The 25,866-nt window shown below is 71.6% G+C and carries 24 protein-coding genes; 9 read left to right on the forward strand and 15 right to left on the reverse strand.

Annotated elements, in window-relative coordinates; translation table 11 throughout:
• Positions 1 to 126: 126 nt before the first annotated feature.
• The 5 genes from HHX30_RS31590 to HHX30_RS31610 all read right to left on the reverse strand — a co-directional run bounded on the left by HHX30_RS31590 (position 127) and on the right by HHX30_RS31610 (position 3,682).
• A complete protein-coding gene (locus HHX30_RS31590) occupies positions 127 to 555 on the reverse strand; it encodes a VOC family protein (protein WP_169986504.1) in 429 nt (142 codons plus the stop codon).
• 10 nt (positions 556 to 565) lie between these two features.
• A complete protein-coding gene (locus HHX30_RS31595) occupies positions 566 to 1,057 on the reverse strand; it encodes an AraC family transcriptional regulator (RefSeq protein WP_311922951.1) in 492 nt (163 codons plus the stop codon).
• Positions 1,058 to 1,066: 9 nt separating this feature from the next.
• On the reverse strand, positions 1,067 to 1,582 hold the full coding sequence (locus tag HHX30_RS31600) for a DUF3995 domain-containing protein (protein WP_249350650.1): 516 nt from the start codon (positions 1,580 to 1,582) through the stop codon (positions 1,067 to 1,069).
• Positions 1,569 to 2,021, reverse strand: coding sequence for a hypothetical protein (locus HHX30_RS31605; protein ID WP_169986506.1), 453 nt, complete (start codon positions 2,019 to 2,021; stop codon positions 1,569 to 1,571). Before HHX30_RS31605 ends, HHX30_RS31600 begins: the two co-directional genes overlap by 14 nt.
• A 155-nt stretch (positions 2,022 to 2,176) precedes the next feature.
• Positions 2,177 to 3,682 (reverse strand): NCS2 family permease, encoded by a 1,506-nt coding sequence (locus HHX30_RS31610; protein WP_169986508.1) that lies wholly within the window; start codon positions 3,680 to 3,682, stop codon positions 2,177 to 2,179.
• Positions 3,683 to 3,776: 94 nt separating this feature from the next.
• On the opposite strand from HHX30_RS31610, the gene HHX30_RS31615 reads away from it, so the two are divergent.
• Positions 3,777 to 4,037 carry a DUF2530 domain-containing protein gene (locus HHX30_RS31615; RefSeq protein ID WP_169986510.1) on the forward strand — a complete coding sequence of 87 codons (261 nt, stop codon included), beginning with the start codon at positions 3,777 to 3,779 and terminating at the stop codon, positions 4,035 to 4,037.
• 13 nt (positions 4,038 to 4,050) lie between these two features.
• On the opposite strand, the gene HHX30_RS43515 is transcribed toward HHX30_RS31615, so the two are convergent.
• Positions 4,051 to 5,025, reverse strand: coding sequence for a TetR/AcrR family transcriptional regulator C-terminal domain-containing protein (locus tag HHX30_RS43515; protein WP_169986512.1), 975 nt, complete (start codon positions 5,023 to 5,025; stop codon positions 4,051 to 4,053).
• Between the two features lie 156 nt (positions 5,026 to 5,181).
• Here HHX30_RS43515 and HHX30_RS31625 point away from each other — a divergent pair, with 156 nt between their 5' ends.
• The gene (locus HHX30_RS31625; RefSeq protein ID WP_169986514.1) at positions 5,182 to 6,387 is read left to right on the forward strand and encodes an FAD-dependent monooxygenase; all 1,206 of its coding nucleotides are present in this window, start codon (positions 5,182 to 5,184) and stop codon (positions 6,385 to 6,387) included.
• A gap of 40 nt (positions 6,388 to 6,427) precedes the next feature.
• On the opposite strand, the gene HHX30_RS31630 is transcribed toward HHX30_RS31625, so the two are convergent.
• The gene (locus HHX30_RS31630; RefSeq protein ID WP_249350651.1) at positions 6,428 to 6,829 is read right to left on the reverse strand and encodes a nuclear transport factor 2 family protein; all 402 of its coding nucleotides are present in this window, start codon (positions 6,827 to 6,829) and stop codon (positions 6,428 to 6,430) included.
• A gap of 89 nt (positions 6,830 to 6,918) precedes the next feature.
• Here HHX30_RS31630 and HHX30_RS31635 point away from each other — a divergent pair, with 89 nt between their 5' ends.
• Entirely contained in the window at positions 6,919 to 7,713 is a 795-nt protein-coding gene (locus HHX30_RS31635) for a helix-turn-helix domain-containing protein (protein WP_169986516.1), read from the forward strand.
• Here HHX30_RS31635 and HHX30_RS31640 read toward each other — a convergent pair.
• Positions 7,710 to 10,640 (reverse strand): sacsin N-terminal ATP-binding-like domain-containing protein, encoded by a 2,931-nt coding sequence (locus tag HHX30_RS31640; RefSeq protein WP_169986518.1) that lies wholly within the window; start codon positions 10,638 to 10,640, stop codon positions 7,710 to 7,712. The genes HHX30_RS31635 and HHX30_RS31640 overlap by 4 nt on opposite strands.
• A 2-nt stretch (positions 10,641 to 10,642) precedes the next feature.
• Entirely contained in the window at positions 10,643 to 11,440 is a 798-nt protein-coding gene (locus HHX30_RS31645; RefSeq protein ID WP_169986520.1) for a DUF3027 domain-containing protein, read from the reverse strand.
• Between the two features lie 107 nt (positions 11,441 to 11,547).
• Between HHX30_RS31645 and HHX30_RS31650 the strand changes: the two genes are divergently transcribed.
• The gene (locus HHX30_RS31650) at positions 11,548 to 12,807 is read left to right on the forward strand and encodes an MFS transporter (protein ID WP_310742193.1); all 1,260 of its coding nucleotides are present in this window, start codon (positions 11,548 to 11,550) and stop codon (positions 12,805 to 12,807) included.
• A 99-nt stretch (positions 12,808 to 12,906) separates the two neighbouring features.
• Here HHX30_RS31650 and HHX30_RS31655 read toward each other — a convergent pair whose 3' ends face one another.
• Complete coding sequence (locus HHX30_RS31655; RefSeq protein WP_169986524.1) at positions 12,907 to 13,305, reverse strand: cold-shock protein; 399 nt, start codon at positions 13,303 to 13,305, stop codon at positions 12,907 to 12,909.
• Positions 13,306 to 13,502: 197 nt separating this feature from the next.
• Between HHX30_RS31655 and HHX30_RS31660 the strand changes: the two genes are divergently transcribed.
• The 3 genes from HHX30_RS31660 to HHX30_RS31670 all read left to right on the forward strand — a co-directional run bounded on the left by HHX30_RS31660 (position 13,503) and on the right by HHX30_RS31670 (position 18,195).
• Positions 13,503 to 15,878 (forward strand): helicase-associated domain-containing protein, encoded by a 2,376-nt coding sequence (locus HHX30_RS31660; RefSeq protein ID WP_169986526.1) that lies wholly within the window; start codon positions 13,503 to 13,505, stop codon positions 15,876 to 15,878.
• A gap of 47 nt (positions 15,879 to 15,925) precedes the next feature.
• Entirely contained in the window at positions 15,926 to 16,447 is a 522-nt protein-coding gene (locus HHX30_RS31665) for a hypothetical protein (RefSeq protein ID WP_169986528.1), read from the forward strand.
• A 92-nt stretch (positions 16,448 to 16,539) separates the two neighbouring features.
• A complete protein-coding gene (locus tag HHX30_RS31670; protein WP_169986530.1) occupies positions 16,540 to 18,195 on the forward strand; it encodes a DNA repair helicase XPB in 1,656 nt (551 codons plus the stop codon).
• Positions 18,196 to 18,789: 594 nt separating this feature from the next.
• On the opposite strand, the gene HHX30_RS31675 is transcribed toward HHX30_RS31670, so the two are convergent.
• Positions 18,790 to 19,086, reverse strand: coding sequence for a hypothetical protein (locus tag HHX30_RS31675; protein ID WP_169986532.1), 297 nt, complete (start codon positions 19,084 to 19,086; stop codon positions 18,790 to 18,792).
• Positions 19,087 to 19,235: 149 nt separating this feature from the next.
• On the opposite strand from HHX30_RS31675, the gene HHX30_RS31680 reads away from it, so the two are divergent.
• Entirely contained in the window at positions 19,236 to 21,221 is a 1,986-nt protein-coding gene (locus tag HHX30_RS31680; protein ID WP_169986534.1) for an AAA family ATPase, read from the forward strand.
• Positions 21,218 to 21,646 carry a GNAT family N-acetyltransferase gene (locus HHX30_RS31685; protein ID WP_169986536.1) on the forward strand — a complete coding sequence of 143 codons (429 nt, stop codon included), beginning with the start codon at positions 21,218 to 21,220 and terminating at the stop codon, positions 21,644 to 21,646. The genes HHX30_RS31680 and HHX30_RS31685 overlap by 4 nt, the downstream gene beginning before the upstream one ends.
• Before the next feature lie 80 nt (positions 21,647 to 21,726).
• Here the strand turns inward: HHX30_RS31685 and groL are convergent, their stop codons facing one another.
• The 4 genes from groL to thrC form a co-directional block, all read right to left on the reverse strand.
• Positions 21,727 to 23,349 (reverse strand): chaperonin GroEL, encoded by a 1,623-nt coding sequence (groL, locus tag HHX30_RS31690; RefSeq protein WP_169986538.1) that lies wholly within the window; start codon positions 23,347 to 23,349, stop codon positions 21,727 to 21,729.
• A gap of 463 nt (positions 23,350 to 23,812) precedes the next feature.
• The gene (locus HHX30_RS31695; RefSeq protein WP_030509192.1) at positions 23,813 to 24,013 is read right to left on the reverse strand and encodes a cold-shock protein; all 201 of its coding nucleotides are present in this window, start codon (positions 24,011 to 24,013) and stop codon (positions 23,813 to 23,815) included.
• Positions 24,014 to 24,265: 252 nt separating this feature from the next.
• Positions 24,266 to 24,541: a MoaD/ThiS family protein gene (locus HHX30_RS31700; protein ID WP_030509193.1), complete on the reverse strand. Its 276-nt coding sequence runs from the start codon at positions 24,539 to 24,541 to the stop codon at positions 24,266 to 24,268.
• Between the two features lie 45 nt (positions 24,542 to 24,586).
• On the reverse strand, positions 24,587 to 25,861 hold the full coding sequence (gene thrC, locus HHX30_RS31705) for a threonine synthase (RefSeq protein ID WP_169986540.1): 1,275 nt from the start codon (positions 25,859 to 25,861) through the stop codon (positions 24,587 to 24,589).
• Between the last annotated feature and the right edge of the window lie 5 nt (positions 25,862 to 25,866).

Genomic DNA, 25,866 nt, shown 5'->3' on the forward strand with positions numbered 1-25,866 from the left:
CGCATTCCTCCAAACCGTCCTGCTCTGCACGGTGATCGCGACACACCGTACCGGCGAGTCACCGGGCCCGCGGACGACGAAGGCCCGGCCCCCATGGGGACCGGGCCTTCCGGACGCGCTCCGGCGTCAGGCGAAGTCCTCCGGCGTGAACTCCCTCGGCTCGACCAGGACGAGCCAGTTGCCCTGGTTGTCGCGGACGACCGCCTCCACCCCGTACGGCCGCTCCTCGGGCTCCTGCAGGACCGTGACGCCCTTGGCGGTGAGTTCCTCGCAGGTCTTGCGGCAGTCGTCGACCCGCAGGCCGAGGCCGCCCATCTGCCCCTTCTCGAGCTGACGGCGGTAGAAGCCGGCGGTCTCGGGGTCCTGCGGCGGTCCCGGCTTCATGAGCGTGAGCTCGAGCTCCGGGTGATCGGGGTGGCAGACGGTGACCCAGCGGAAGTCCTCGCCCATGCTGATGTCGGTGCGCGGGACGAAGCCGAGCACGTCGACGTAGAAGTCCCGCGCCGCGTCCTGGTCGAGGCAGTACACGGTCGTCAGGGAGACGTTCTTAATCATGCCGAGGACGCTACTGCGACCCCTCTGACCTGGGCTTCTCCAAAATTGCACAATCCGGGGGCCCCTTCCGCGGCCCGGCCGTGCCCGTGAGGTCGAGCACCCCGCGCATGAACAGCCAGCACCCCGGGACGTGCGGCCCGCCGAGCGCCGCCCACCGGTCGCGGTAACCGCTCGGGCTCTCCCCCACGAGCTGACGGAACTTGGCCGAGAACGACCCGAGGCTGGTGAACCCCACCGCCATGCAGATCTCGGTGACCGTGAGGTTGGCCCCGCGCAGCAGGTCCTGGGCCCGCTCGATGCGGCGCCGGGTCAGGTAGCGCATCGGCGTCTCGCCGTACGCCGCCTCGAAGCAGCGGACGAAGTAGAACTTGGAGATCCCGGCCACGGCCGCGAGCGCGTCGAGATCGAGCTCGCCGCGGTAGTCGCGGTCGATGCGGTCCCTGGCCAGGCGCAGCCGCGGCAGCAACTCCACCGGCACCCGTCGCTGTCCCCTCACGGCCACGTCACGACACTAGCGCCCGGCCCCGACAGATCGTCTCGGCCGCCACGCGGCCGCCGTCCAGCACGCGCCCCAGAGCAGGAAGAACGGCGACCACAGCAGCAGGTCCCACCGCGCCAGGTCGTGGGCGAGCGCGGCGTGCTCGGCGGGCACCGAGGAGACCCCGGCCAGCACCAGCGCGTCGCCGACGAACCCGAACCCCAGCGCTCCGGCCGACCGGGCGATCATCAAGATTCCCAGTGTCCAGGCGATCGCCGGCAGCAGCCGGCGCAGAGGTGCCGCTCTCCGGGGACGGACGATGGCCAGCGCCACGACGACACCGACAGCCGCGGCGCCGGCGAGCACCCAATGACTCGTCACGAACAGCGGATCGCGCGCGAGCAGCCGCTCGCGCAGCCCCGGCGGCAGGGGGTCCTTGTCGGCCAGCGCCCCGGCTCCCAGCGCCTGAGCGAGCTTCATCGATCCGTAGGCCGCGCAGCAGACCGCCGCGCCGTAACCGCCCACCCGCGTCCAGTCAGCCCGCGACACGTCTCGTCGCTTTCGCGTATGACCGGAACATCTCTGCGAACAGTCCGATCACGACGATGCCGAGCACGCCGTGATACCACTTCCAGCCCACGCCCATGCCGACGAACCCGTCCAGGATCATGATGCCCGCGCCGCCTCCGACAGCCGCCAGCATCACGGCCAGCACGAGCAGCATCAGCGTCCTCGGCGCCGTGCGCCCGAGCGGCATGACCGTGGCGAGGGCGACACACGCGCCCACGATTCCGGAGGCGGTCGCGAGCCACTGCGCGGTGGCCGCGTCCATGAGGTACCCCTGCGTCTCGGCGGCCGACACGGGCGGGCCGCCCGGGAAGCCGAGCCGGTCCTGCAGGGCGAAGGCGGCCTTCCCCGCGGCGTAGCCGAGGAACAACACGGCCAGCGCGTACGCCGGCCAACGTCGTGGGTGAGCGGAATCGAGCATGACTCGACCGTAGAAACGACGTGCCCGGCAGCACTCCCGTGTGCGGGGGAAACGCCTCCCCCCTGTGGGGGAGCGGCTCGCGGAGGGCACCCGGCCGGCGCGCAGAAGGCCGCCGCGGCGACGATCGCCACGGCGGCCTCCCGGTGAAACGCGGATCAGCCCAGGCCGAGCAGGGTCTTGATGGGCTCGAGGGCGAAGTACACGACGAACAGCGCGCCGACCAGCCACATCAGGAAGTGCAGCTCGCGCGCCTTGCCGCGGAACACCTTGATCGCAATGTAGCTCACGAAGCCCGCGCCGATGCCGGCGGTGATCGAGTACGTGAACGGCATGAGCACGATGGTCAGGAACGCGGGGATCGCGGTCTCGAAGTCACTGAAGTCGATCTCCTTGACCTGCGTCATCATCAGGAAACCGACGACCACGAGGGCCGGGGTCGCCGCCTCGAACGGCACGATCTCCGTCAGCGGGGCGAAGAACATGGCCAGCAGGAACAGCACACCGGTGACGATGCTCGCCAGACCGGTGCGTGCGCCCTCGCCGACGCCCGCCGCCGACTCGATGTAGGTGGTGTTGGACGAGACACTGGCCGCGCCGCCGGCCGCCGCCGCGAGCGAGTCGACCAGCAGGATCTCCTTGGTGCGCTCGACGGTCCCGTCCTCCTGGACCAGGTTCGCCTGGCGGCCCACGCCGACGATGGTGCCCATCGTGTCGAAGAAGTCGGCGAGCATGAGCGTGAAGACGAACATCACGGCCGCCAGGCCGCCGATCTTGGCGAAGCTGCCGAACAGGCTGAACTGGCCGAGCAGCGACAGGTCGGGCAGCTCGATGAAGTTCTTCGGCCACTCGGGCACGTTGAGCGACCACCCGTTGGGGTTGCTGCCGTCGGGGACCTGCGCCCCGATCTTGCCGACCGCCTCGACGATCATGGCGAGCACTGTGGTGCCGACGATCCCGATCAGAATGGCGCCCTTGACCCTGCGGGCGACGAGGAAGGCCGTCACGAGCAGGCCGACGACGAAGACGAGGGTGGGCCAACCGGTCAGCGAGCCGTTGCCCAACGCGCCGAGCTTCACCGGAACCGTGGTGTTGCTCGCGTCCGGCATGCGCCGGACGAACCCGGCGTCGACGAACCCGATCAGCGCGATGAACAGGCCGATGCCGACGCTGATCGCGGTCTTGAGCTGTGCCGGGATCGCGTGGAACACCGCCACCCGGAAGCCCGTCACCACGAGGATCGCGATGACGATGCCCTCCAGCACCACCAGGCCCATCGCGTCCTCCCACGACATCTGGCTGGCGATGCCGAAGGCGAGGAAGGCGTTCAGGCCGAGACCGGTCGCCAGGGCGAACGGCACCCGGCCGAAGACGCCCATGATGATCGTGAGGATGCCCGCCACGAACGCGGTGGCCGCGGCGACCAGCGCGATGTTGGGGTTCTCCCCGTCGCCGAGGAACTGGCCCGTCTTGTCCGCGACGGTGCCGATGATGAGCGGGTTGAGCACCACGATGTAGGCCATCGTGAAGAAGGTGGCGAAACCGCCGCGGACCTCCTGTCCGACGGTGGATCCACGGGCTGAGATGGAGAAGTATCGATCGAGAAAATTAGGGGTGTTCATGGGGTTCGCATTCACGCGCGCAGAGTCGCAGGCCCTTACCATCGGCGGAAAGAGCCAGGGGAGCAGCGTTGTCCTTTCGTGACTGGTTTGTCATGAAGATACCGGCTCACCTGCGCGACCTTCTAAGCTGGCTGGCGTGAGCGAGCGCCACCCGGACCCCATGCCTCTCAGGACGAGGGACACCATCACGATCCTGACCGGAACGGTGCTGTGGGCGATCGCCCTCGCCGTCGTGCTGCTGGTGGTCAGACCGGCCGATCATCGCCCCGCCTGGGTCTGCGTCGCCGGCATCGGCCTCGGCCTGTTCGGGCTCTGGTACGTCCGCCGCCGCGACGCCCGGCTGGGTGAGGCCGCCCCCGTCGACGAGGTCACCGGATCGGAGCCCCGCCGCCCCTGACCGCGGCCCCCGCTCAGCGTGTCCCGTCGAGGAGCACCGCGATGCCGTCGAGAAGCCGCTGCAGGCCGAACTCGAACAGGGCGTCCATGTCGAGGTCGAATCCGCCGTCCGCGCTGAGCCGCTCGAACAGCGGCAGATCACCACCCGCCGTGATCGCCTCGAACGCCGATTGGTGGGCGTCCATCCACTCGTCGGCGTCCAGCCCGGTGAGCGCCTCGGCCTCCGCCTCGAACTCCAGGTTGATCGCGGTGCCGCGGATGTGGTTGAACACGGTGATGTAGGCGGTGAACATCGTCACCGGGTCGAGACCGTGACCGTCGAGAGCGCCGAGCACCCATTTCATGAACGGCAGCGCGCTGGGAATGACCTGCGGCCGTGTCACCGACATGGCCGATGCGAGCCACGGATGCCGCCGGAACGTCGCCCACAGCATCCGGGAGGCCAGCTCGATCCTGCTGCGCCAGTGCCGGGGCGGCTCTTCGGGAAACCGCATCCGCCCGAAGATCGTGTCCATCATCTGGAGCAGCAGGGCGTCCTTGTCCGCGACGTGCCGGTACAGCGACATGGTCGCCACCCCGAGCTCGGCCGCCACGCGGCGCATCGAGACCGCCGCGAGCCCTTCGGCGTCGGCGACCGCGATGGCCGTCGTGGTGATCCGCTCGGGCGTGAGCACTCCGTCCGGGATGCTCCGCCGCGTTACCCGGGCGGGCGCCCCCGCCGGGGCCGCCGCGCCGTAGCCGCCCGCGGGCGGCGGCGCCGGACGATCACCTGTGCCGACGACCGTGCCGACGCCCGGAACGGCGCGGACGAGCCCCTCGCGGCGCAGCTCGGTGAGGACCTTCGTCGCGGTCGCCATCGCGACGCCCCACTCCCGGACGATCTCCCGGGTCGACGGCACGCGGTCGCCCGCCCGGAGCTCGCCCGCCTCGATCCGCCTGCGTATCTCGGCGGCGATCTCCTGGTAACGCCCTGCTCCCGGACCGGTCACCACACCTCCCCCGCACTAGTGCACCACTGTAGCCGCGCACGCTGCGGCGACACCGCGCACCACCCGCCCACAGTTCGTCAGTGCACTAGTGCTTCATGTTCATTCCCCCAGCACAACGGCTTGTACGCCGCATGTGTACGCCGTACAGTGTGCACTATGCCGAACAACGACATCCTCGTATCCGGCGGCGGAATCGCCGGACCCGTGCTGGCGTACTGGCTGAGCAGGGCCGGCTTCGCCGTCACGATCGTCGAGCGCGCGCCCGCTCCCCGCCCGGGCGGTCAAACCGTGGACCTGCGCGGCGCGGGCCGTACGGTGGTCGCCCGGATGGGCCTGCTGGACCAGGCGCGGGCGATCGCCGTCGAGCAGCGTGGCATCGCCGCCGTCGACAAGAAGGGCCGTATCACGGCCCGCCTCCCGGCCGACAGCTTCGGCGGCGAGGGCATCGTCTCCGAGATCGAGATCCTGCGGGGTGACCTCGCGCGTCTCTTCTACGAGGCGTCGCTTCCGCACACCGAGTACGTGTTCGACGACACCGTCACCGCGCTGGAGCAGGACGACGACGGGGTGAACGTCACCTTCGAGAAGTCCGCGCCGCGCCGGTTCTCGCTGGTCGTCGGCGCGGACGGGCTGCATTCGGCCGTACGCGCGCTGGCCTTCGGCCCGCACGCGCGCCACATCCACCCGCTGGGTCTCTACATCTCGTGGTTCACGGCCCACGACGAGCTGGACCTCGGCGGCTGGTACCAGATGTACAACGCCCCGGGCGGCCTCACCGTCTCGGCGCGGCCCGGACGCCTGCCCGGCGAGGTCAAGGTCAGCTTCGGCTTCCGCTCCGGGCCGATCGCCTACGACCGCCGGGACGTCGCCGCGCAGAAAGCGATCATCGCCGGCCGCTTCGCGGGCGCCGGGTGGGAGACGCCGCGGCTGCTGTCCGCGATGGCCGGCGCGTCCGACTTCTTCCTCGAGTCCGTGGGGCAGGTGCGTCTCGACCGATGGTCGCGCGGCCGGGTGGTGCTCCTCGGCGACGCCGGTTACTGCCCGACGCCGCTGACCGGTCTGGGCACCAGCCTCGCCCTGGTCGGCGCGTACGTCCTGGCCGGCGAACTCGCCACCACCGGCGACCACCGCGTGGCGCTGCGCAACTACGACCGGATCATGCGCCCCTACGTCGGCGAGGCGCAGAAGCTGCCGCCCGGCGGCGTGAACGGCTTCGCGCCGTCCACCGCGCTCGCGATCCGGATGCGGGCCGCCTCCATGCGCGCGATGACGCGCTGGCCGATGCGGAACCTGATCGCCTCGCAGTTCGCGAAGGCCTCGAGCATCGACCTGCCCGACTACGACCTGCCGGCCCTGCGCTGAAGCCCGACAGTTGCAGCCACCGGGCGACGACCTGACCCGGTCAGTAGGCGGGTTCCCACCACGTCAGGTGGCCGGTCGCCTCGGCCACCGGCTCGATGATCTCCCATGTCTCGGCGATCAGCCCGTCGTCGAGCCGCCAGATGTCGACGACCGCGATCTCCGGCCCGGCACCGGGCAGCCTGCGCCGCGAGTGCAGCACAACGTGATCGCCGTCGGCCACCACGTGCCGGATCTCCACCTGCATGCCGGCGAGCGGCCCGAGCGCGGTGCGGACGGCGGCGAGCCATTCCGCCTTTGTCCTCGATGTCGCATCCGGCCGGTGGTGGACGAAGTCGTCGCTCAGCGACCGCGCGAGCGCGTCGACGTCACCCGTCGCGACCAGCGCCGCCAGCGCCCGTCGCACGATGCTCTTGTTGTCTGTGGTCATGTCCTTGGCAGGCATGGACGGCAGTGTTTCCGCAATCGGCGTGGATTGTCGATGAAGTGGCATTTCATCGGCGTACGGCTCGCGCGGGAGTAGCATCGGCGGCCATGCACACGGTCGGGGAACTGCTGCGGCAGTGGCGTCACCATCGGCGGATCAGCCAGCTGGATCTCGCGATCGCCGCCGACGTCTCGGCCCGTCACATCAGCCTGGTGGAAACCGGCAAGTCCAACCCGAGCGCCGACATGATCGTGCGGCTCGCCGAACGGCTCGACGTGCCCTTGCGCGAGCGCAACCGGTTGTTGCTCGCCGCCGGCTTCGCACCCCGCTACGCCGAACGGCCGCTCGACGGGGATGCGCTGTCCGCGGCCCGGGGTGCGATCGGGAGGGTCCTGCGCGCGCACGAGCCGTATCCCGCGCTGGTCGTCGATCACCGGTGGAACATCGTGATGACCAACGACGCCCTCGGCCCGTTCCTCGCACACGTCGCGCCCGATCTGCTGCGGCCGCCGATCAACATGGTGCGGCTCGGGCTGGACCCGCGCGGGCTCGCTCCGCACATCCTCAACCTGGCCGAGGTGCGTGCGCTGCTGCGGATCCGCATCCGGCGTCAGCTCGCCGTCGCCCCCGGCGACGAGCTGGCCGCGCTCTACGAGGAGCTGCTGGCACCCGGCGCGGACCCCGGCTGTGCGGACGCGAGTCATCCGATCGAGTCCGAGGTCGCAGTTCCGATGATCTTCCGCTTCGGCGGACGCGAACTACGGCTGTTCTCGACCACCACCACGTTCGGCACCCCGATGGACATCACCCTGGACGAGGTCGCGATCGAGTCGTACTACCCGGCGGACGCGGAGACCGCCGCGTACTTCACCGCGTCCGGCCGGGTCTCCTACGACGCTTAGATCGAGGCCGTGGGGTCGAGGTCGGCCTCGGCGAGCAGCAGGGGGACCCGGGCGGGGTCGCGCAGCAGCGCCGCCACGGCGAGGCGGTCGCCCCACTGGCCGGACGCCCAGGCGAGGCCCCTGGCCAGGCCGTCGACGCCGGTGGCGTGCACCACGCCCTCGAAGAACCGCCACGGCACCGGCCGGCCGTCCACGAGCAGTTCGTCGTGCTCGACGTACGTCGAGGGCGCCCCGGGCAGCAGCGAGCGCACCTCGGACGGCACGGGCTTCTCGGCGCCGGTCGAGGTGACCGCCCCGGCGACCTCCTCCCCGGCGAGCGGCAGGTCGAGCACCTCCGACAGCGCCTCGGCGAGGTCGAAGGGCGCGAGCACGAGCGGCCGGTCCTCGACCAGGGGGAGCAGGTCGGGCGCCTCCACCACGACCGGGCCGTCCTCGACGTCCGCGACCGTGACCGTGCCCTTCAGCACGGCGCGTACGGCCTCAGGCGGGCTCACCCGGGTGGGATCGACGGCCGCCAGCGCGATCCACAGGGACCGCAGCTGGGCCCGGTCGACCTCCAGGGACGAGTCGGCCAGCAGGTCGAGCAGCTCCTCCGGGCCGCCGTGCGAGTCGAGCAGCTCGGGGAGGGTGGACCGGACGCCGATCATCTTCAGGGCGTCCGCGTCGATCCCCGCCGGCGCCTCGCCGTACAGGCCGAACAGCAGCGGATCGCCCGCCGGGAGCCGCAGCTCGGTCGGCTTGCGCCCGCCGAGCACCGGGTGCCGCGACAACCACCAGGCGGTGTACGACGGCACCTCGACGGTCTCCCCCGCCGCGAGCACCCGCATGGGCCGCAGGGCGGCGCGCAGCGGGGGCCGCGACAGCAGCGCGAGCGCGCTCGGCCAGTCCGCGACGTACTCCAGGTCGCGTACGGCGGTGAACTCCCGGACCACCGGCGGCACGTCGAGGTCAGGCAGCAGGTCGAGCACGGCCTCCAGCCACTCGTCCTCGAGGTCGAGGTCGTGGTCGCACTCGGCCGGGTCGAGCAGCACGTCGGAGTCGTTGACCACGGCGAAGCCGTCGAGCACCCCGGCCGCCGCCAGCACGTGCGGCCCGAACCTCTCCACCAGGTCGGGGGCGGCGACGCCGAACGGCACCTCGGGGTCGATCAGGCCGGCCAGCGACCCCTCGGCCAGCAGCAGCTCGCCCGCCGCGTACAGCTCGCCGTCGGCGCCGCGCAGCGCCAGCTCGGCCAGCCACGGCGCCTCCCCCGCGGTCAGGCCCGCCGCGTCGACCAGCGCCAGCACGGCCTGGGCCACCGGCTCGGGCTCGGCGTTGTGCAGCGACTCGGACACGGCCGCGTGGGTGAGCGGGTCCTCCAGCACCGTACGCGGGGTCGCCTCGGCCGCGCCCAGCCGCAGCAGCAGCGGGTGAGCGGCGCCAGGGTGGACGATCCGCAGCCCGAGCGGCGCCAGCAGGGAGGGGTCCACAGAGCTTTCCCCGGTGAGCACGAGCGTGCCACGCGGGCCGCGCACCAGGCGGCCGTCGGCCAGCGGCACGGCGATCGCGCCGACCGCCTCCAGGTCGTCGGCGGGCAGCACCTCGTAGAGCGACCGCCACCAGGACGGGTCCTTGTCCTCCACGGCCTCACCGGACAGCATGTCCACGACGTCGGCCAGGTCGACCCGGCGCACGCCGAGCGTGGTCAGGGCCGGGTGCCGGGAGGCCCAGCCCGCGGGCAGCAGCCCGGGGACGATGCCGGCGATCAGCGCCAGGAACTCGGCCGACCCCTCGACCGCCCGCGCCTGGTTGCCCGGCACTACCCCGTCGGAGAGCGACGGCAGCAGCGGCGTGTCCGGCAGCGCCGTGACGATCTCCCGCCGGACCGCGGCGTCGAGCGCGCCCTTGCCCATCAGGCCGGGCACGAGGTCGAGCAGGTCCGGGGTCGCCGGGAGCTCCCGCAGCAGCCGGACGTACGCCTCGGCGGCCCGGGCGACGAGGAAGTCGGTGAGCGGCCCGGGGGCGACGTGCCGCCGGTCGGTGGTCATCGGGAAGGACGCGATCAGCAGCGCGGGCAGGTCGAGCGGCTCGTCGCTCGGCGTCGGCGCGTGCACCACCTTGGGGACGTCGCTCCGGCGGCCGGCGGGGACGGCCCAGCGGACCTCCCAGTAAGGCCGGGCCCGCTCCTCTGTCGGCCGGTCGGCGAACAGCTCGGCCACCTGCTCGGGGGTGAACGTCCCGGACTCGGCGACGACGTGCCAGCCGTCGGCCGAGATCGTGCGGGTCCGCCCGTCCAGCTCGATCTCGACGGTCTCCAGCGCCGGCATCGACAGCGGCAGCGCGGGCCCTGCCTCCTCCAGCATGCGCCGTACGGCCTGCTCGGCGGCCTGGTCGCGCAGCGGGAGCCGGACGACCGTGTCGTAGCCCTCGGGGACGCCGAGGGAGTCGTCGGAGAACGGCAGCCGCAACAGCGGCACGTGCCCCTCGCGTCCCTCCAGCTCGGCGGCGAGCTCCGGCCGGGCGGCGACCAGCGCGGCGGTCTCCTCGCGCGACCAGCGGACGCCACCGGTGGCGCGGGAGGCGATCGAGGGCGTGTCGGTCACCGACACGACGGCGGCGAAGCCGACGCCGAAGCGTCCGGCCGCTCCCGCCTCGCCCTTCTTGCCGGAGACGCGCAGGGTGCTCAGGCCCTCGACGCCCGTCTCGTCGAGCGGGGCGCCGACGTTGGCGGCCAGCAGCACGCCGTCGGCGAGCGTCAGCCGCAGCCGGCCCGGCACGCCGGCCCGCAGCGCGGCGTCGGCGGCGTTCTGGGCGAGCTCCACGACCAGCCGGTCGCGGTAACCGCCGAGGGCGAAGTCCTCTTCGGCGTTGGCGTCCTCCCGGAAGCGGGCGGGCGAGGCCGTCCAGGCCGCGAGAACGGTGTCACGCAGGCGCGCGGTGTCGAACATGATCAGGCGTGACCCAGAGGTTCGGAGTCGGCCTCGTCGACGGAGCCCGACTCGATGATGTCGTATCCCATGTCGTCCAGGATCGGGGGCGCCGGGTCCATGACCATCGAGGGCACGGTGGTCGCCTCGGAGTGCGCCCCGCAGCCGTGGTCGGCGGACACCACGCGGCCGTCGTCCGGCGCGTACTCGTTGGCGCAGACCCCGAAGCCGAGGCCCAGCGCTCCGGCGAGCTGCCAGTAGAAGCCGCAGGTGGAGCACTGCGCGGGGGCGGCGTGCGCGATCGGGGTGTGCGGACCGGCCTCACCGGCCCGCCAGCGCCGTGCGGCGAGGTCTCGGCCGATCGCCGACAGGACGCGGGCGCGCCCCAGGCCCAGCTCGAAGACCATCTGCTTGTCGATGTCCTCGTCGTCGGAGGCGAACCCCGGCACGAGCCGGTCGTCGTCGGCCTCGACCGGCAGCAGGTCGCCCACGCCGAGATCCCCCGGGCGCAGCCGCTCGTTCCACGGCACCCAGCGGGGAGCGAGCAGCGCGCCCGAGCCGGGCAGCAGCACGGTCTCGCTCACTGTCACGATGCGCGCGCGGGAGGCCCGTGTCACGGTGACCGCCCAGCGCCAGCCGCGGTAGGCGCGGTCGAGGCACTCGAAGTAGTGGGTGACGAGCCGGTCGCCTTCGCTGTCGAAGCCCAGGTGCTCTCCCACCTCTCCCGGGCGCGCGATGTCCTCCGCGGCCCGGCGGGCGAGGTCGACCGCCGCCGCACAGGCCTGGTCGACTGGAGTGCTACGGATTCGGGTACGACTCACACTCCATTTTCACCCACGCCGCGAGCGGACCGCACCGGCTGGATGGGTAAATCATGGAAGGACCCTCGGTGCCTATGGTGAAGATTTGGGCGAACGTCACGCGTGTTGTGAGATCACCGGCGCGGGCGGCGCGCCGGCTCACGCACGCGCAGGGAGCCGGGCGCACCGGTCTCGGCCGCCTGATCGAGTTGACGGCCGCGCACTCGGCCGGGGACGCGCTGGTCACGGTGGCCCTCGCCGGGGCGCTGTTGTTCGGGCTGCCGGTCGGCCAGGCCCGCGGCCAGGTCGCGGCGTACCTGCTGATCACCATGCTGCCGTTCGCGGTCGTCGCGCCCTTCGTCGGGCCGGTGCTCGACCGGCTCCGCTCGGGCCGCCGCTACATCATGGCCGGCACCCTGCTCGCGCGGGGGCTGCTGTGCTGGGGGATGGCCGGGGCCGTGCACACCTCCGACGCCGTCACACTGTTCCCTTCGGCCCTCGCCGTACTGGTCCTGTCGAAGGCGTACAACGTGTCCCGTGCGGCGATCATGCCGAGCGTGCTGCCCGCCGACATCCCGCTGGTGACCGCCAACGCCAGGGTCGCGTTGTTCGCGCTGGTCTCGGCCGGCGTGGGCGCGGGCCTGGCGACCGGCCTGTCGGCCGTCGCCGGGCCCGACTGGGTGCTGCGCGGCGCGGTGCCGCTGTTCCTGCTGTCCGGGGTGTTCGCCGTACGGCTGCCGCGGCACGTGGACGCGCCCGACCTGGAGGAGGACGAGCCGCGGCCCCGATGGCGCACCGTGCTCAACCTGGGCCCGGTGGTGGGCGAGGCCATGGGCGCCAACGCCGCGATCCGGGTCCAGTCGGGGTTCCTCGTGTTCTTCCTGCTGTTCCTCGTCCAGGACGGCCACCTGCGCGGCGTGGACCCCAAGGTCGCACTGGCGCTGCTGGCCGCCGCCGCGGGCGCGGGCGGCCTGGCCGGGGCCGCAGCCGGCTCCTGGTCCCGCTCCCGCTCCCCGCACCTGACCGTCATGGCCACGCTCGCGCTGGCCACGGTGGCCACGGTCGCGGCGGCGTTCTTCTTCACCGTGTGGACCGCGGCCGTCGTCGCCCTCGTGGGCGCGTTCGCCCAGGGCCTTGGCAAGCTCGCGTTCGACGCCATCGTGCAACGTGAGATCGGCGAGGAGGTGCGCTCCTCGGCGTTCGGCGTCGCCGAGACGCTGCTCCAGATCGCCTGGGTGCTGGGCGGCCTGCTGGGCCTGGTGATGTCGCTGTTCGTGGCCGGTCCCGCCGGGCTCGGCGTGATGTCCGCGGCTCTCGCGCTCTCCTTCGGCCGCCTCGTCGTGCTCCGCCGCCGCAGGCTCGCCGCCCGCACCGCCCCGGCGACCTGAACCCGCCGCGACGCCCGCCGCCCCGAACGCGGAAAACCCGCGTGGAGAGCCGGGGCGGCGGGCGTCGGGTTCTACGCGTCGGGTTCTACGCGTCGGGTTCTACACGTCGAGGTCGTCGGCGACGGCCCGGAGCACGGTCGCGATCTTCTTGGCGTGCGCCGCGTCCGGGTGCTTGCCCCGCTGGTAGGAGTTCGAGATGTCGTCGAGCAGCTTGATCAGATCCTCGACGATCACGACCATCTCGTCGGGCTTCTTCCGCTTCGCCTTGCCCTTGACGGTCTTGGCCAGCGTCGGGGGCTGGTCGATCACCCGCACCGAGAGCGCCTGCTGGCCGCGGCGGCTCTCGGCGACACCGAACTCGACCTTCTGCCCGGGCTTGAGCGCCTCGACGCCCTTGGGCAGGGCGGAGGAATGCACGAAGACCTCACCGCCGTCGTCGCGGGTGAGGAAGCCGAAACCCTTGTCGGCGTCGTACCACTTGACCTTGCCACTCGGCACAGGGGTGACCTCGTTCAGACTGTCGTGAAGGTGACTGTAGGTAGGTTATGCCCAGAGACAGGCCCCGCGGACCCACTCGGAGGCCAATGAAGCATCCCGTGACGACATTCTTGTGGATCTTTCCGGCGAGTGCGCGAAACCCCTGCCGTACGGGCGCTCCGGCGGCCGGATGAAGGTCGAGCCCTACCATGGAGAAGATGACGGGCACGGACTTCAGCGAGTGGCTGCGCGGCCGTTCCGACGAGCGGCTGCGGGCGCTCGTGGCGGCGCGGCCCGAACTCGTAACGCCCGTCCCGGCCCACATCGACGGTCTCGCCGCCCGGGCCTGCAGCCCCTCGGCGATCGGCCGGGCGCTCGACCGGCTCAACCGGTTCTCGCTCTCCGTGCTGGAGACGCTGGCCCTGCGGCCCGGCCCCGCCGACCGTGAGACGTTGCTGACCCTGCTCGGCCGCGCCGTGCCGGACGGGCCCGGTCAGGAGGCCCTCGGGCCCGCCCTCGACGCCGCGCTCGACCTGCTGACCACGCGCGCCCTGATCTACGGTCCCGAAGACGCGCTACTGCCCGCGCCGGGGGTGGCCGACGCGCTCGAACCCCCGGCCGCCCTGGGGCCGCCGGTCGCCGAGGTCTTCCGTCACCACCCGCCCGAACGGCTCGACGTGCTCCTGCGGGACATCGACCCGGCGTACGAGGGCGGCGGCGGGCACACCGACGGCGGACGGCCCGCCAGGGAGCGTCTCGCGGCGCTGCTCGCCGACCCCGCGACGGTCGGCCGCCTCGTCGGCGAGGTCTCCCCGCAGGCGAGGGCCGCCCTGGACGAGCTGGTGTGGGGCCCGGCGAGCGGACGGCTGCCGAACGCCCGCCGCGACGTGGACACGGCGGGGGCGCAGTCGCCCATCGAGCAGTTGCTCGCCCGCGGCCTGCTGGGCGCCACCGGAGAGGAGACGGTCGCACTCCCCCGGGAGGTCGCCCTCGTGCTGCGCGACGGCCGCGTGCACCGCGACCTGTCCCCCGGCCCGCCGGCCCTGGAGGGGCCCGTACGCGACCAGGATCTGGCCGACCGCACGGCCGCCGGGCAGGCGTTCACGTTCGTGCGCACGGTCGAGGAGCTGTGCGAGGTGTGGAGCGTGGACCCTCCGGGGGTGCTGCGCGCGGGCGGCCTCGCCGTACGGGACCTGAGGCGGACGGCGCAGCTGCTCGACCTGCCGGAATGGGCGGCGGGCCTGGTCGTCGAGGTCGCGCACGCGGCCGGGCTGGTCGCCGCGGGCGAGGGGGAGTGGCTGCCGACCGGCGGCTACGACGCCTGGCGGATCAAGGCCACCGAGGACCGGTGGGCCGTGCTCGCCGACGCGTGGGCCGCGATGGAACGCGCCCCCGGGCTGATCGGCGAGCGCGACGACCGGGACCGCCCGCTGAACGCCCTCCACCCGGACCTGCGCAGGCCGGGGGCCGCCCAGACGCGGGCACGCGCGCTCGCCGTGCTGGAGTCCGCGCCGCCCGGCCTCGCGCCGACGCCCGAGTCGGTGCTGGCCCGGCTCGCCTGGGAGCAGCCCCGCCGCCGTCCCGCACTGCGCGACCGGCTCGTGCGGTTCGCCCTGCGCGAGGCCGAGCACATCGGCGTGACCGGCCTCGGCGTGCCGTCCTCGCATGGCCGCTCGGTCGCGCGCGGAGACGGCCGTGCGGCGGGCCTGCTCGCGCCGCTGCTGCCGCGGCCGGTCGACCACGTGCTGCTGCAGGCCGACCTGACGGCCGTGGCGCCGGGCCCGCTGACCACCGACCTCGGCCGCCGGCTCGCGCTCACGGCCGACGTGGAGAGCAAGGGCGGGGCGACGGTGTACCGCTTCTCCGAGCAGTCGATCCGCCGGGCGCTCGACGCGGGGCAGTCGGCCGGCGACCTGCTCGCCATGCTGGAGCGCCACTCGGCCACCCCGGTCCCCCAGCCGCTGGCCTACCTGGTGACGGACGTCGCCCGCCGTCACGGCCGCATCCGCGTCGGCGCGGCGTCGGCCTACATCCGGTGCGACGACCCGGCCCTGCTCGACGAGGTGCTCGCCGACAAACGGGCCCACCTGCTCCGGCTGCGGCGGCTCGCGCCGACCGTGCTGGTTTCCAAGACGTCCCGGGCGGCGCTGGTCGACTCGCTGCGGGCGATGGGATACGCGCCGGTGGCCGAGTCCCTGGAGGGCGACGTGGTCGTCGCGCGGGCCGACGCCCGGCGGACCGAGGGGCAGCTCGCCGCCCGCGTGACCGCCACCGCCGCGCCCGACCCCGAGACGCTGACCGCCGCCGTACGCGCGATGCGGGCGGGAGACTCGCGCCGGCGGCCGGTCGAGGCGCCCGAGGGCCAGGTGCCCCGCTCCCCCGCGACCGCCACGATCAGCGCACTCCAGGAGGCCATCCGGCAGGGGTCGCGGGTGTGGATCGGCTACCTCGACTCGCAGGGACACGCCACCAGCCGGATCCTCGAACCGGCCCGGATGGAGGGCGGCTACCTCACGGCGTACGACGAGACCAGGGCGACGGTCCACCGCTTCGCCCTGCATCGGATCACGGGCATCGCCGACATCGGACGATGACAGATTCGTGGTAAATCTTGAGGTCCGCCGTAGTAAAGGATTTCAGGGTGACGACTCCAGAGCAGCCGGGGCAGGGACCCCAGGATTGGCAGACCCCGTCCAACCCCTACGGGCCGCCGTCCGGCTCCAGCCCCCACGGACAGCAGCCGTACGGCCAGTACGGCACGCCGCCGGGCCCCGACCCGAACCAGCAGTACGGCCAGTACGGCCAGCAAGGGCAGTACGGCCAGCAGGGACAGTACGGCCAGCCGGGGCCGAATCCGTACCAGCAGCAGCCGTACGGCTACTACCCGCCCGGCGGTTACCCCCCGCGGCAGGAGGGCCCGCGCACGCACGCGATCGTGGCCCTGGTCGTCAGCATCGTGCTGGCGTTGAGCTGCTACGTGACCCTCGGCGGCATCGCCGGCGCCATCCTGTCGGGGATCGCGCTCAGCAAGGTGGACACCGCGCCGGACCAGGCGCGCGGGCTGCTGAAGTGGACGTGGATCGCCATCGGCATCAACGTCGTCCTGCTCATCCTGGGACTCGGCGGGCTCTTCTACGCCGGGATCAACGGCTACCTCGACTGACCGCGCCCATACATACGGCATCCGCGAGACCGGGACTGATTCGGCCCGGCCTCGTGTTTGATATGCGGTAGCCGTACGAGGGGGAGCAGGCATTGAGTGACGGGCCGCTGATCGTTCAGTCGGACAAGACGCTGCTGCTGGAGGTCGACCACCCCAGGGCGGACGAGTGCCGCAAGGCCATCGCGCCGTTCGCGGAGCTCGAACGCGCGCCCGAGCACGTCCACACCTACCGGGTCACCCCGCTCGCGCTGTGGAACGCCCGCGCCGCCGGGCACGACGCCGAGCAGGTGGTCGACGCGCTGATCGGCTTCAGCCGCTACCCCGTGCCGCACGCGCTGCTCGTGGACGTCGCGGAGACCATGGCGCGGTACGGCAGGCTGCGGCTGGAGAAGCACCCCATCCACGGCCTGGTGCTCACCAGCACCGACCGCGCCGTGCTGGAGGAGGTGCTGCGCTCCAAGAAGATCCAGCCGCTGGTCGGGGACCGCTTCGGCGCCGACGTGGTGGCCGTGCACCCCTCCGAGCGCGGCAACATCAAGCAGACGCTGCTCAAGCTCGGCTGGCCGGCCGAGGACCTCGCCGGGTACGTCGACGGCGAGCGCCACCCCATCGACCTGCGCGAGGACGGCTGGACGCTGCGGCCCTACCAGAAGGAGGCGGCCGACGCCTTCTGGCACGGCGGCTCCGGCGTCGTGGTGCTGCCCTGCGGCGCGGGCAAGACGATCGTGGGCGCGGCGGCGATGGCGCACGCCCGGGCGACCACGCTGATCCTGGTCACCAACACGGTCTCGGCCCATCAGTGGAAGCAGGAGCTGCTCAGGCGCACCTCGCTGACGGAGGACGAGATCGGCGAGTACACCGGCACCAAGAAGGAGATCCGCCCGGTCACGATCGCCACCTACCAGGTCATGACCACGCGGCGGCAGGGCACGTACCGGCACCTCGAGCTGTTCGACGCCCGCGACTGGGGGCTGGTCGTCTACGACGAGGTCCACCTGCTGCCCGCGCCGATCTTCCGGATGACCGCCGACCTGCAGGCCCGGCGGCGCATCGGCCTCACCGCCACGCTCGTGCGCGAGGACGGCCGGGAGGGCGACGTCTTCTCGCTCATCGGCCCCAAGCGGTACGACGCGCCCTGGAAGGAGATGGAGAACCAGGGCTACATCGCCCCCGCCGAGTGCGTCGAGGTGCGGGTGACGCTCAGCGACGACGAGCGGCTGGCCTACGCCATGGCCGAGAGCGACGAGCGCTACCGGTTCTGCTCGACCACGCCCGCCAAGACGAGGGTGACCGAGGCGCTGGTGCGGCGGCACGCGGACGAGCAGGTGCTGGTCATCGGACAGTACATCGACCAGCTCGACGAGCTGGGCGAGCACCTGAACGCGCCGGTCATCAAGGGCGAGACCAAGATCAAGGAGCGCGAGCGGCTGTTCCAGGCGTTCCGCGACAAGGAGATCCGGGTGCTGGTGGTCTCCAAGGTCGCCAACTTCTCCATCGACCTGCCCGAGGCGGCCGTGGCGATCCAGGTCTCCGGCACGTTCGGCTCGCGCCAGGAGGAGGCCCAGCGGCTCGGCCGCGTGCTGCGTCCCAAGGCGGACGGCGGCGGCGCGCGGTTCTACTCGGTGGTCAGCCGCGACACCGTCGACCAGGAGTTCGCGGCGCACCGGCAGCGGTTCCTGGCCGAGCAGGGGTACGCCTACCACATCATCGACGCCGACGACGTGGGCGAGGAGGACCCGGCGAGGTGATCCCCTCGGGTCACGTACGGCGCCGTGCATGTACGACGCCGCGCCCATGTCGGCCGCCCGGGCGTCCACGAGCGTCGCGTCCGAGCGGTGAAAGGCCGGCCGGAGCTTCCGGGGTCGCCGTACAGCGTCGGCACGGCGCCGTGCCGCACCAGGATGTCGTTGAGCCGTGCGGCGGCCGCGGGCAGCCGGTCCCCCGCCGTCGGTGACGCCTGACCAGCCCGCATGCCGGATCGCGATCTCCAGGTGCCCCTCCCGCCGTCGCTCACTCCGAACGGCGACGGCGGCACTAGATCCAGGAAATACCCTTGGGCGTTGTCACCACGTCACCCCCTCGCGCCTTACCCTCACATGATGCAGTCGTGATGGCCGCAATACCCAGCAGACGAGACGAATCACGCAATATACGCATTTTTCGTCTTACTCCTGGTTCATCGCTGCCCCTTGTCTCGCCCTGCCGGTGAGCATCCGAGGCTCACACAACAGGCCATTTCACGACAAATCACCCCACTACTGCATAACGCCACCCCGGCGGGCCGAGGAGAGGTCGATCCCCCTCGGCCTCCGGGAAGTTCTCGACCGGTCACCGGGACGCGGTCACTGCGCGGCCAGGCCGCCGACGAACAGCACCACCAGCGCGACGACCCAGGCCACCACGGCGGCGCCGTACAGGGACTCGCGCCGGCCGAGCCAGGCGACCCCCGTGGCGCACGCCGCGACCGCCGCGACCATCACGGACACCGCGATCACCGAGGCGATCCGGTCCGCACAGCCCGGCGAGGGCCCCAGACTCGTCGCGCAGAAGGCCTGCGTGCTCCAGCCGCCGAAGACCGCGAACCCCCACAGCGTGGCGAGCAGCAGGCTCGCCGCCGCCTGGATCGCTGGAGGAACCACGGTGCGCGTCACCCGGGTACAGATACCCGCCCCGGGAAACGGCGACACGCGTGAGAAATACCGTTTCGGCATCGCGGGGTCCGTCGCTAAGCTCTTGTGTTTCCCGCTTCCACCAGTCCTGTCCTCGTCATGTCCGGAGGAGTTTTCGCATGCCCGGAAATGTGCTCGAAGACGAGCGCGCCCATCTGGCGGCCTCCCGCGCCGCGCTGCGCGCGATGCGTGAGCACGCGCAGTCGCTGTCGGCGGACGCCGCCGGCGACTGGGTGTCGCAACAGGTCCTGCAGGGCCTGCTCGACCAGAGAGTGGCCGCCCTGGCCGACCATCCCGACGCGCCGCTGTTCTTCGGCCGGTTGGACCGCGCGCCCGGCGACGACCTGCCCGGCACGGTCTACGTGGGACGCAGGCACGTCCACGACGAGAGCAGCCGGCCGCTCGTGATCGACTGGCGCGCCCCGATCTCACGCGCCTTCTACCAGGCGAGCCCCGCCGACCCCATGAGTGTCCGGCTGCGCCGCAGGTTCGGCTACCAGGGCGGCGACCTCACGGCGTACGAGGACGAGCCGCTCGACGGCAGGGCGCTCGGGCAGAGCAGGCTGCTGACTGAGGAGATCGAGCGGCCCCGCACCGGCCCGATGCGGGACATCGTCGCGACGATCCAGCCCGACCAGGACGAGATCGTCCGCGCGGACCTCGGCGTGACCGTCTGCGTGCAGGGCGCGCCGGGCACCGGCAAGACGGCCGTGGGCCTGCACCGCGCGGCCTACCTGCTGTTCACCCACCGTGAGAAGCTGTCGCGCTCGGGCGTCACGATCGTCGGGCCCAACCGCGCCTTCCTCGCCTACATCTCCTCGGTGCTGCCCGCACTGGGCGAGGTAAAGGTCGACCAGACGACGGTGGCCGGCGTCCTGGGCGACCACGCCCACCCGGAGGACCCGGCGGCGGCGGCTGTGAAGGGCGACGCACGCATGGCCGAGGTGGTGAAGCGGGCCCTGTGGCTGCACGTCACCAAGCCGGTCGAGGGGGTGCTGATCACCAAGGGCATCAACCGCTACCGGGTGCCCGACCACGAGGTCCGCGAGATCGTCGCCTCATTGCGCGGCACGACGAGGTACGGCCCGGGCCGCGCCACCCTGGCCCAGCGGCTCGCCCACGCCGTGCTCGTCCAGATGGAACGGCGCGGCGAGTCGCCCGACGACCGGGTGCAGGACGCGGTGGCCCGTTCGAAACCGGTCAAGGCCGTGCTGGACGCCGTCTGGCCGAAGCTCGCTCCCGAGCAGGTGCTGTTCCGGTTGCTGTCGGACCCGGAGTTCCTCGCCAGAGCGGCCCGGTCGGATCTCTCACCCGAGGAACAGCAGCTCATCCTGTGGCGCAAGCCGTACAAGTCGCATCGGTCGGCCAAGTGGACGGCCGCCGACGCGGCCCTGCTCGACGAGCTCGGCGACCTGATCGAGCGGACGCCGTCCCACGGGCATCTCGTGGTGGACGAGGCGCAGGACCTGTCGGCGATGCAGTTGCGCGCGCTCGGCCGCCGCTGCCGCACGGGCTCGGCGACCGTGCTCGGCGACCTCGCGCAGGGCACCACACCCTGGTCGGCACGCTCGTGGAAGACCGTGCTCGACCACCTCGGCCAGCCGTCGGGCGAGGTCACCGAGCTCACGCTCGGCTTCCGCGTGCCCCGCGAGATCCTCGACTTCGCGGCGCGGCTGCTGCCCTCCATCGCGCCGGAGCTGGCCCCGCCGCGCTCGCTGCGCCCCGGCGCGGGCTCCCTGTCCGTGCGCCGCGAGCCCGACGTCGCCGCCGCCCTACCCGGGGCCGTACGGCAGGCTCTCGCGCAGGAGGGGTCGATCGGCGTCATCGCCGCGGACGCGGACGTACCGGCCCTCACGGCGGCCCTGGAGTCCGCAGGAGTGCCGCACGCGGTGCTCGGCCCCGACTCGACGGGCGACGACCGGGTGCTGCTGGTGCCGGCGACCCTCGCCAAGGGTCTGGAGTACGACCATGTGGTCGTCACCGAGCCCGCCGCCATCGCGGAGGCCGAGAAGCGCGGTCTCGCCCGCCTCTACGTGGTCCTCACCCGGGCCGTGACGTCACTGTCCATCCTGCACAGCCGCGACCTGCCCGAGGAGCTGCGATGAGCGCGCCCGACGTACGAGTCCGCAACGGCGCCCTGGAGGACGTCGAGGCCGTCCTGCGGTTCTGGCGGGAGGCCGCGGAGAACACCGACAGGCACGACGACGCCGCCAAGGTCGTGGCCCTGATCGAGCGCGATCCCGAGGCGCTGCTGATCGCCGAGATCGGCGGCCGGATGGTCGGCACGCTCATCGCCGGCTGGGACGGCTGGCGCGCCCACCTCTACCGGCTCGCCGTCGACCCGGCCCACCGGCGCATGGGCATCGGCTCGCGGCTGATCCGGGCCGCCGAGGAGCGCTTCCGTGAGTTCGGCGCGTTCCGCGCGGACGCGATGGTCCTGCACGACAACGACCTGGCGCACCACGCCTGGACGGCGGCGGGATACGCGCCGCAGACCGACTGCGGCCGCTGGGTCAGGCGCCTGGCCTGACGCCGCGGCGGGCGGACACGGGAAAGGGCGGTTCCCCCGTGGGGAACCGCCCTTCCGTTGAGACGAAGCAGGCTGATGGATCAGAAGTCCATGTCGCCGCCGCCGGGCATGGCGGGGGCCTTCTCCTTCTCGGGCTTCTCGGCGATGACGGCCTCGGTGGTCAGGAACAGCGCCGCGATGGACGCCGCGTTCTGCAGCGCCGAGCGGGTAACCTTGGCCGGGTCGATGATGCCGGACTCGAACATGTTGACGTACTCGCCGGTCGCGGCGTTGAGGCCCTCACCAGCCGGGAGGTGCCGGACCTTCTCCACCACGACGCCGCCCTCGAGGCCGGCGTTGACGGCGATCTGCTTCAGCGGCTCCTCGAGAGCCTTGCGGACGATCGCGGCACCGGTGGCCTCGTCACCGTTGACCTCGAGCTTGTCGAACGCGTTGGCGCCGGCCTGCAGCAGGGCCACGCCACCGCCGGGGACGATGCCCTCCTCGACCGCGGCCTTGGCGTTGCGGACGGCGTCCTCGATGCGGTGCTTGCGCTCCTTGAGCTCGACCTCGGTGGCCGCGCCGGCCTTGATGACGGCCACGCCGCCGGCCAGCTTGGCGAGGCGCTCCTGGAGCTTCTCGCGGTCGTAGTCGGAGTCGGTGCGCTCGATCTCGGCGCGGATCTCGTTGACCCGGCCGGCGATCTGCTCGGCGTCACCGGCGCCGTCGACGATCGTGGTCTCGTCCTTGGTCACGACGACCTTGCGGGCGCGGCCGAGCAGGTCGAGGGTGGCGTTCTCGAGCTTGAGACCGACCTCCTCGCTGATGACCTGGCCACCGGTGAGGGTGGCGATGTCGCCCAGCATGGCCTTGCGGCGGTCGCCGAAGCCGGGGGCCTTGACGGCCACGGACTTGAACAGGCCGCGGATCTTGTTGACGACCAGGGTCGCCAGGGCCTCGCCCTCGACGTCCTCGGCGATGATGACCAGCGGCTTGCCGGACTGCACGACCTTGTCGAGCAGCGGCAGGAGGTCCTTGTTCGCCGATACCTTGGAGTTGACGATCAGGATGTACGGGTCCTCGAAGACCGCCTCCATGCGCTCGGGGTCGGTCACGAAGTAGCCGGACACGTAGCCCTTGTCGAAGCGCATACCCTCGGTGAGCTCCAGCTCCAGGCCGAAGGTGTTGCTCTCCTCGACGGTGATGACGCCTTCCTTGCCCACCTTGTCCATCGCCTCGGCGATGAGGGAGCCGATCTCGGTGTCGGCCGCAGAGATGGAGGCGGTGGAGGCGATCTGCTCCTTGGTCTCCACGTCCTTGGCGAGCTTCGACAGCTCCTCGCTGACGCGCTCGACGGCGGCCTCGATGCCCTTCTTCAGCGCCATCGGGTTGGCGCCGGCGGCCACGTTGCGCAGACCCTCGCGGACCAGCGCCTGAGCGAGCACGGTAGCCGTCGTCGTGCCGTCACCGGCGACGTCGTCGGTCTTCTTCGCGACTTCCTTGACCAGCTCGGCGCCGATCTTCTCCCACGGGTCCTCGAGCTCGATCTCCTTGGCGATGGAGACACCGTCGTTGGTGATCGTGGGGGCGCCCCACTTCTTCTCCAGCACGACGTTGCGGCCCTTCGGGCCGAGGGTCACCTTCACGGCGTCGGCGAGCTGGTTCATACCGCGCTCGAGACCGCGCCGGGCGTCCTCGTCAAACGCGATCATCTTGGCTGCCATTAGGCTAGACCTCCCAGTAGCAGGGTGTCTTCAACGGACCGAGCCGACGCCCGCGACGGCTTGAGCCCGCTATCCCTGCGCGGGCCCCATCGCCCCGATCCCGGTTGTTGTCACTCTCGACCTCAGAGTGCCAAACAAGTATTTAGCACTCTCCCCCCGAGAGTGCAAGCGGAAGCCACCCTGACCAGCTTGGACGGTATGTCCAGAACAGCGCGAAGCGGGGAACACCGAGCGAGCCGGAGGGGCGCGCCGCCGGTCTGGACTGAGGAGAGGGAGTGAGGAACGAACTCCCGAACGACGAGGGCTGTGCCCCTGGCGCGCCTCCGGCACGACCCCGGCGGAAGTGAGCGCCCCGACGGTGAAGCGGGAGACACGGATCGTCCCGACGCGCGCAGCGGGCACGCATCGGAAGGCCCGGCCCGCGGGGGTCGCGAGCCGGGCCTTCCGATGGTCGATGACGGGATCAGACGGCCCGTACGGCCTCCGCCTGGGGGCCCTTCTGACCCTGCGTGATGTCGAACTCAACCCGCTGACCCTGCTCGAGGGCCTTGTAGCCGTCCATCATGATTGCCGAGTAATGGACGAACACGTCCTTCCCACCGTCTACCGCGATGAAGCCGTAGCCCTTGTCCGCGTTAAACCATTTGACGGTGCCCTGCGCCACTTCCGACTCCTCTTGCTGGGCTGGGGACCACCAAGAAGCCCCCGGTTTTGTCGATCGTCCTCGACCATACCCGTGTCAAGGCGTAGGACAACAGAGTCAATCCGCAAACTACTACTTGGCGTTCGCTCAAAGCGGGACCGAAGAATTTTCACTTTGCTGTTGAATAGTTGAGAGCTACACCTTTTGCCATAGCACCGCCCGACTTCTTCGCGATAGAAGTGCACTTCAGGTGCTCGGCGCCGGTGCGGCGGCTCAGCCTCCGGCGACGGCGGGGATGACCGAAATCTGCACCCCGTCCGGTGTGGCGGTGTCCAGACCGTCGGCGAATCGGACATCCTCTTCCCCGACGTAGACGTTGACAAAACGCCGAATCTTACCCGTTTCGTCCAGGATGCGTCCGCCGATGCCCGGGTAGTCCGCGTCCAGCTTCTGCAGGACCTCGCGGAGCGTTCCCCCCTCCCCGCTCACCTCCGCGGCTCCGTTGGTGTACGTCCGGAGAATCGTCGGAATCCGCACGGAAACGCTCATTGTTCGCTCGCTTTCGTTGCTGCCGATGGGCCTTGTGAAACGCTTTCAGTTGGCGAATGCCGCACGGAACGCGTCGAGAGAGGGACGGATGACGGCGGTGGGGCGGGCGTGCTCGGCCACCGCGTCGAGCGTCTTGAGCCCGTCACCGGTGTTCAGCACCACGGTCTCGGCGTCGGGGTCGAGGCGCCCCTCGCGCACCAGCTTGCGCAGCACGCCGACCGTGACGCCGCCCGCCGTCTCGGCGAAGACGCCCTCGGTCCTGGCCAGCAGGCGGATCGCCTCGACGACCTCCTGGTCGTTCACGTCCTCCACCGCGCCGCCCGTCCGCCGGGCGATGTCGAGCACGTACGGCCCGTCCGCCGGGTTGCCGATCGCCAGCGACTTGGCGATGGTGTTCGGCCTGACCGGCTGCACGACGTCCTGCCCGGACTTGAAGGCCTGGGAGACCGGCGAGCAGCCCTCGGCCTGCGCACCGAAGATCCGGTACGGCCGGTCCTCTACCAGGCCCAGCTTGATCAGCTCGCGGAAGCCCTTGTCGACCTTGGTCAGCTGCGAGCCTGAGGCCACCGGGATGACGATCTGGTCGGGCAGCCGCCAGCCGAGCTGCTCGGCGATCTCGTACGCGAGCGTCTTGGAGCCCTCGGCGTAGAAGGGCCGGAGGTTGACGTTGACGAAGCCCCACTTCTCGCCCAGCTCGTCGCCGATGAGCTCGGAGCAGAAGCGGTTGACCTCGTCGTAGTTGCCGTCGATGGCGACCAGCCGGCCGCCGTACACCGCGGCCATGACGACCTTGGCCGGCTCCAGGTCGGCGGGGATGAACACGCAGGAGTCGAGGCCGGCCCGGGCGGCGGCCGCACTCACCGCGCCGGCGAGGTTGCCGGTGGAGGAGCACGACAGGGTGTGGAAGCCGAAGTTGCGCGCGGCCTCCAGCGCGATCGAGACGACCCGGTCCTTGAAGGAGTGGGTGGGGTTGCCGGAGTCGTCCTTGACGTGCAGCGACCGCAGCCCCAGCTCGGCCGCCAGCCTGTCGGCCTTCACGAGCTTGGTCCAGCCGGGCTGGAGGTTGGGCTTGGCCGCCACGTCGGCGGGGACGGGGAGCAGGGAGCGGTACCGCCAGATGTTCGCCGGGCCGGACGAGATGTCCTCCCGGCGGATCTCGCCGAATTCGTACGCCACCTCAAGGGGGCCGAAACACTCCGTACAGGCGAAAATCGGACCGAGTTCATAAAGAGCGCCGCATTCGCGACACGAAAGACCGGTGGCGGGGCCGAACTCGACGGTGTTCGCGGCGGTGTTAGCGGCAGTGCTGGTGTGCGCCATGAAGC

It is taken from the genome of Microbispora sp. H10836 (genome assembly GCF_012999525.1).
In the GTDB taxonomy this organism is placed as follows: Bacteria; Actinomycetota; Actinomycetes; order Streptosporangiales; family Streptosporangiaceae; genus Microbispora.